Origin of the sequence: Micromonospora sp. AMSO12t (genome assembly GCF_008806585.1) — a bacterium.
Classification (GTDB): Bacteria; Actinomycetota; Actinomycetes; order Mycobacteriales; family Micromonosporaceae; genus Micromonospora; species Micromonospora reichwaldensis.
The window spans coordinates 1-5,425 of sequence record NZ_WAAS01000361.1; the positions used below are offsets into that span (position 1 = coordinate 1).

General features: G+C 73.3%; 3 protein-coding genes and 1 pseudogene. 3 read left to right on the forward strand and 1 reads right to left on the reverse strand.

The genetic code is table 11. The annotated features are described in order from the left end of the window. Positions 1–239, reverse strand: a pseudogene (locus F6X68_RS34530) (hypothetical protein); the annotation flags it as partial. A 113-nt stretch (positions 240–352) separates the two neighbouring features. On the opposite strand from F6X68_RS34530, the gene F6X68_RS30290 reads away from it, so the two are divergent. The 3 genes from F6X68_RS30290 (at position 353) to F6X68_RS30300 (ending at position 5,099) form a co-directional block, all read left to right on the forward strand. After that, positions 353–1,681 (forward strand): ribonuclease D, encoded by a 1,329-nt coding sequence (locus F6X68_RS30290; RefSeq protein ID WP_151457453.1) that lies wholly within the window; start codon positions 353–355, stop codon positions 1,679–1,681. Positions 1,682–1,836: 155 nt separating this feature from the next. Next, positions 1,837–3,033 (forward strand): thiolase family protein, encoded by a 1,197-nt coding sequence (locus F6X68_RS30295; protein WP_151457454.1) that lies wholly within the window; start codon positions 1,837–1,839, stop codon positions 3,031–3,033. Then, complete coding sequence (locus F6X68_RS30300) at positions 3,030–5,099, forward strand: 3-hydroxyacyl-CoA dehydrogenase NAD-binding domain-containing protein (protein WP_151457455.1); 2,070 nt, start codon at positions 3,030–3,032, stop codon at positions 5,097–5,099. Before F6X68_RS30295 ends, F6X68_RS30300 begins: the two co-directional genes overlap by 4 nt. Positions 5,100–5,425: the final 326 nt, after the last annotated feature.

Sequence of the window (5,425 nt, forward strand, 5' to 3'; positions counted from 1 at the left end):
TGCCCGGGGGCGCCCGGCGGCAGGTACGCGGAGCCGACCGGCTCGATCCGGGGTGGCAGTGGCCCGGGGCGGGCCGTCCCCGGCGGGAACCCGCCGTCACCCGGTCCCGCCGGGCCCTTGTCCGCCGACCCGTAGCCAGTCATGATCGCCTTGCCCTCCCCGTAGACGCCCCGCTCCGCACGCGGGACCCTGATGATGCCGTACCCGCGCAACGGCCCGATGGACCGTACCTGCGTCAACGGGCTTTGTCTTCCCCTATGTCCGGCCTCCGGAAGGGCATCCGGCGGTCGCCCGGCAACACACACCGGACCGGCTTCACCCACCGCGTCGCGTCGCGCACTAGGGTTGTCAGGTGACCGACGAACCACCCCTGCGCCGTCGGCCCGCCGAAAGCCGTACGGGAAACGATGCGCACCACCCGCCGTCGGCCCGACCGGAGCCGGAGGCCGCGGGGACCGAACAGACCGCCGACGGGCCCGTTCCGCTGACCGCCCCGCGCGAGGGCACACCCCAGCCGGCGGCCACGCCCGGCGAGCTGGACGACGTCGTGGCCCGCTTCGCCGCAGGCACCGGCCCCGTCGCCCTCGACGCCGAACGCGCCTCCGGCTACCGCTACAGCCAGCGGGCCTACCTGGTGCAGCTGCGCCGGGCCGGTTCCGGCACGGCGCTGATCGACCCGCTGCCGCTGCCCGACCTGAGCGCCCTCGACACGGTGATCGGCGAGGCCGAGTGGGTGCTGCACGCCGCCAGCCAGGACCTGCACTGCCTGGCCGAGCTGGGGCTGCGGCCCCGCCGGCTGTTCGACACCGAACTGGCCGCCCGGCTGGCCGGATTCGAGCGGGTCGGCCTGGCCGCGCTGACCGAGCAGCTGCTCGGCTACAGCCTGGAGAAGCACCACTCGGCGGCCGACTGGTCGAGCCGCCCGCTGCCGGAGTCCTGGCTGACCTACGCCGCGCTCGACGTGGAGATGCTGGTCGACCTGCGCGACGCGCTCGACGAGGAGCTGGCCCGGCAGGGCAAGTCCGCGTGGGCGGCGGAGGAGTTCGCCGCGCTGGTGCGCACCGGCGCCCGGCCGCCGAAGGTGCGGGCCGAGCCGTGGCGCCGCACGTCCGGCATCCACCGGGTGCGCGGCGCGCGGGCCCAGGCCCGCGTCCGTTCCCTCTGGTACGCGCGGGACCAGATCGCCGCGCGGCGGGACGCCGCCCCGGGGCGGGTGCTGCCGGACTCGGCCATCGTCGCGGCGGCGGAGCTGGATCCGAGGGACGAGAAGACCCTGCTGACCCTGCCCGGCTTCGGTGGCCGCTCGGTGCGCCGGCTGGCGCGCACCTGGCTCGCCGCGCTCGACGACGCGCGGCAGCTGCCCGAGGACGCGCTGCCGGTCGCCCCGACGGTCGAGGGTCCCCCGCCGCCGCACCGCTGGGCGGAACGGGACCCGGTGGCGGCGGCCCGGCTGGCCCGCTGCCGGGAGGTGGTGGTCCGGATCGCCGGCGCGCACCAGCTGCCGCCGGAGAACCTGATCGCTCCCGACTCAATCCGCCGGCTGGCGTGGGTGCCCCCGGAGGAGGTCACGGAGGCGGCCGTCGCGGAGACCCTCCGGGGCTTCAACGCCCGCGAGTGGCAGATCGCCCTGCTCCTTCCCGCCCTCACGGAGGCCCTCACCGATCCGCCCCCCGCGCCTTGAACCGGCGGTGTGGGGTGGGCCACACGGGGGCGGGTGCCAGTGCTGGTTACTGGCGAGTAGCATCCGGAGGAACACGCCCGTGCCGGCGACCTTCGTCCGGTCCGTAGTGCCGCCTGCCGGCACGGAGGCCGGATCAGGTCGAAGAGGAGGCTCAAGTGCCCCGTGAAGTTCGGGATGTCGTCTTCGTCGACGGCGTCCGTACCCCGTTCGGCAAGGCGGGTGGCATGTACGCCAACACCCGCGCCGACGACCTGGTGATCCGCTGCATCCGCGAGCTGCTGCGCCGTAACCCGCAGCTGCCGCCGGAGCGGGTCGAGGAGGTCGCGATCGCCGCCACCACCCAGATCGGCGACCAGGGCCTGACCATCGGCCGGACCGCCGCCCTGCTGGCGGGCCTGCCCAAGACCGTCCCCGGCTTCGCGATCGACCGGATGTGCGCCGGCGCCATGACCGCGGTGACCACCGTCGCCAGCGGCATCGCCATGGGCGCCTACGACGTCGCGATCGCCGGCGGCGTCGAGCACATGGGCCGCCACCCGATGGGCGAGGGCGTCGACCCCAACCCGCGGATCGTCGCCGAGAAGCTCGTCGACCCGTCCGCGCTGGTCATGGGCGCGACCGCGGAGAACCTGCACGACCGGGTCCCGCACATCACCAAGGCGCGCACCGACGCCTTCGCGCTCGCCTCGCAGCAGAAGACCGCCAAGGCGTACGCCAACGGCAAGCTCCAGGACGACCTGGTGTCCGTGGCGGTCCGCGACGAGGAGAACGCCTGGGGCATGGCCACGGTCGACGAGGCCCCCCGCGACACCTCGCTGGAGAAGCTCGCCACCCTGAAGACCCCGTTCCGCCCGCACGGCAAGGTCACCGCCGGCAACGCGGCCGGCCTGAACGACGGCGCCACCGCCAGCCTGCTCGCCTCCGAGGACGTCGCCCGCGAGCTGGGCCTGCCGGTCGCCATGCGGCTGGTGTCGTTCGGCTTCGTCGGCGTCGAGCCCGAGGTGATGGGCGTCGGCCCGATCCCGTCGACCGAGAAGGCGCTGCGCCTCGCCGGCCTGACCATCGACGACATCGGCCTGTTCGAGCTGAACGAGGCGTTCGCCGTGCAGGTGCTCGCCTTCCTCGACCACTTCGGCATCGCCGACGACGACCCGCGGGTCAACCCATGGGGCGGCGCGATCGCCATCGGCCACCCGCTCGCCTCCTCGGGCGTGCGGCTGATGACCCAGCTCGCCCGGCAGTTCGCCGAGCACCCCGAGGTCCGCTACGGCGTCACCGCCATGTGCATCGGCATCGGCATGGGCGGCACGGTCATCTGGGAGAACCCGCACTGGGAGGGTGGAGACAAGTGAGCGCGCTCGCCGCACCGAACGAGGTCGTCACCCGGGCGCTGCTGCGCCAGGTGAACGTACCGGGGCTGGACCGGCCGGCCGCCCTGATCACCCTGGACAACGGCTTCGACCACACCAAGCCCAACAGCTTCGGCCCGGGCGGCCTGACCAGCCTGGACGAGGCGATCACCGCCGCCCTGGCCGCGAACCCGGCGTTCGTGGCGGTCACCGGCAAGCCGTACGTCTTCTGCGTGGGCGCGGACATCACCAGCCTCCCGCAGCTCGCCGACCGCGAGCAGGCGCTGGAGATCGGGCGGCTCGGCCACCGGGTCTTCGCCCGGCTCAAGGACAGCGAGGTCCCGACCTTCGCCTTCGTCAACGGCGCGGCGATGGGCGGCGGCCTGGAGCTGGCGCTGCACTGCCACTACCGGACGCTCTCCGGTGGGGTGGCGGCACTGGCGCTGCCCGAGGTCTTCCTCGGCCTGGTCCCCGGTTGGGGCGGCACGCAGCTGCTGCCGAACCTGATCGGCATCCCGGCGGCGACCCAGGTGATCATCCAGAACCCGCTGATGCAGAACAAGATGCTCAAGCCGAAGCAGGCCGCCGAGATGGGCATCGCGGACGTGCTGCTGGAGCCGGCGGACTTCCTGGAGCGGTCCCTGGAGTGGGCCGCCGGCGTCGTCCGGGGCGAGGTCACCGTGACCCGGCCCGAGGTCGACAAGGACATGTGGGCGGGCGTGCTCTACTTCGCCCGGCAGACCCTCGACCAGCGGCTGCACGGCGCGGTCCCGGCCGCGTACAAGGCGCTGGACCTGCTGGAGACGGCGAAGGACGCCGACTTCGCCACCGGCACCGCCGCCGAGGACGAGGCCCTCGCGGACCTGGTCTTCTCCGAGGAGCTGCGCAGCGGCCTCTACGCGTTCGACCTGGCGCAGCGGCGGGCCAAGCGGCCGGCCGGCGCGCCAGACAAGGGCCTGGCCCGCCCGGTCACCAAGGTCGGCATCGTGGGCGCCGGCCTGATGGCCAGCCAGCTCGCCCTGCTCTTCGCCCGTCGCCTCCAGGTGCCGGTCGTCATGACCGACCTGGACCAGGGCCGCGTCGACAAGGGCGTCGGCTACGTGCACACCCAGATCGAGAAGGCCGTCAGCAAGGGCCGGATGGACAAGGGCACGGCCGCCAAGCTGTACGGCCTGGTCAGCGGCTCCGTCGACAAGGGCGTCTTCGCCGACGCCGACTTCGTCATCGAGGCGGTCTTCGAGGATCTCGCCGTCAAGAAGCAGGTCTGGGCCGAGCTGGAGAAGATCGTCAAGCCGGAGGCGGTGCTGGCCACCAACACCTCCAGCCTGTCGATCACGGCGATGGCCGAGGAACTGGAGCACCCCGAGCGGGTGGTCGGCTTCCACTTCTTCAACCCGGTCGCGGTGCTGCCGCTGCTGGAGATCGTCCGGGGCGAGCGCACCGACGACGCCACGCTCGCCACCGCGTTCGCGGTCGGCAAGCAGCTGAAGAAGTCCTCCGTGCTGGTCTCCGACGCCCCGGCTTTCGTGGTCAACCGGCTGCTCACCCGCTTCCTCGGCACCGTCTTCGCCGCCGTGGACGCGGGCACCCCGCTGGACGTGGCCAACAGCGCGCTGGACCCGCTGGGCCTGCCGATGCGCCCGCTCGCCCTGCTCCAGCTCGTCGGCCCGGCCGTCGCGTACCACGTGGGCGGCACCCTGCACGCCGCGTTCCCGGACCGCTTCGACGTGAGCGAGAACCTCAAGCGGATCGCCGACTCCGGTCAGCCGATCGTCGTCGACGACCAGGTCAACGACGAGGTGGCCAAGCTGCTCGTGGTGGGCGACCAGCCGCTCACCGCCGAGCAGGTGCGCCAGAACGCGCTCGACGCGCTGGCGCAGGAGATCCGGCTCATGCTCGACGAGGGCGTCGTCGCCGAGGCGCAGGACATCGACCTGTGCATGATCCTCGGCGCGGGTTGGCCGTTCCACCTGGGCGGCATCACGCCGTACCTGGACCGGACCGGCACCTCGGAGCGGGTCACCGGCCAGCGGTTCCTGCCGCACGGGGTGGCCAGCCTGCCCGCCTGATCCACACCGCCCCCCGCGTTCGCGGTGGTTGCCCCGTCCAGCTTGGATGGAGGTGGCCACCGCGTTCGTCGTTGCGGCCGATACGGTCGGGGTCGGGACAGCGGTACCGTGCCGTGGCTGGCTACGATCACCCGTTCGCACCCTCGCCTGGAGCTGATCATGTCCTCACCGCCGGTCGATCCCTGGTCCGGGCAGCCGGAGCACGACGCCCACTACGACTTCCATCCGCCGCGACCGGACGGCTACCCGGCACCGCCCGCCGATGGTTGGGCCTCCCCGCCGCACGGGCAGCCGCCGGCGGGTGGCGGCTGGCCCACCACGCCGCA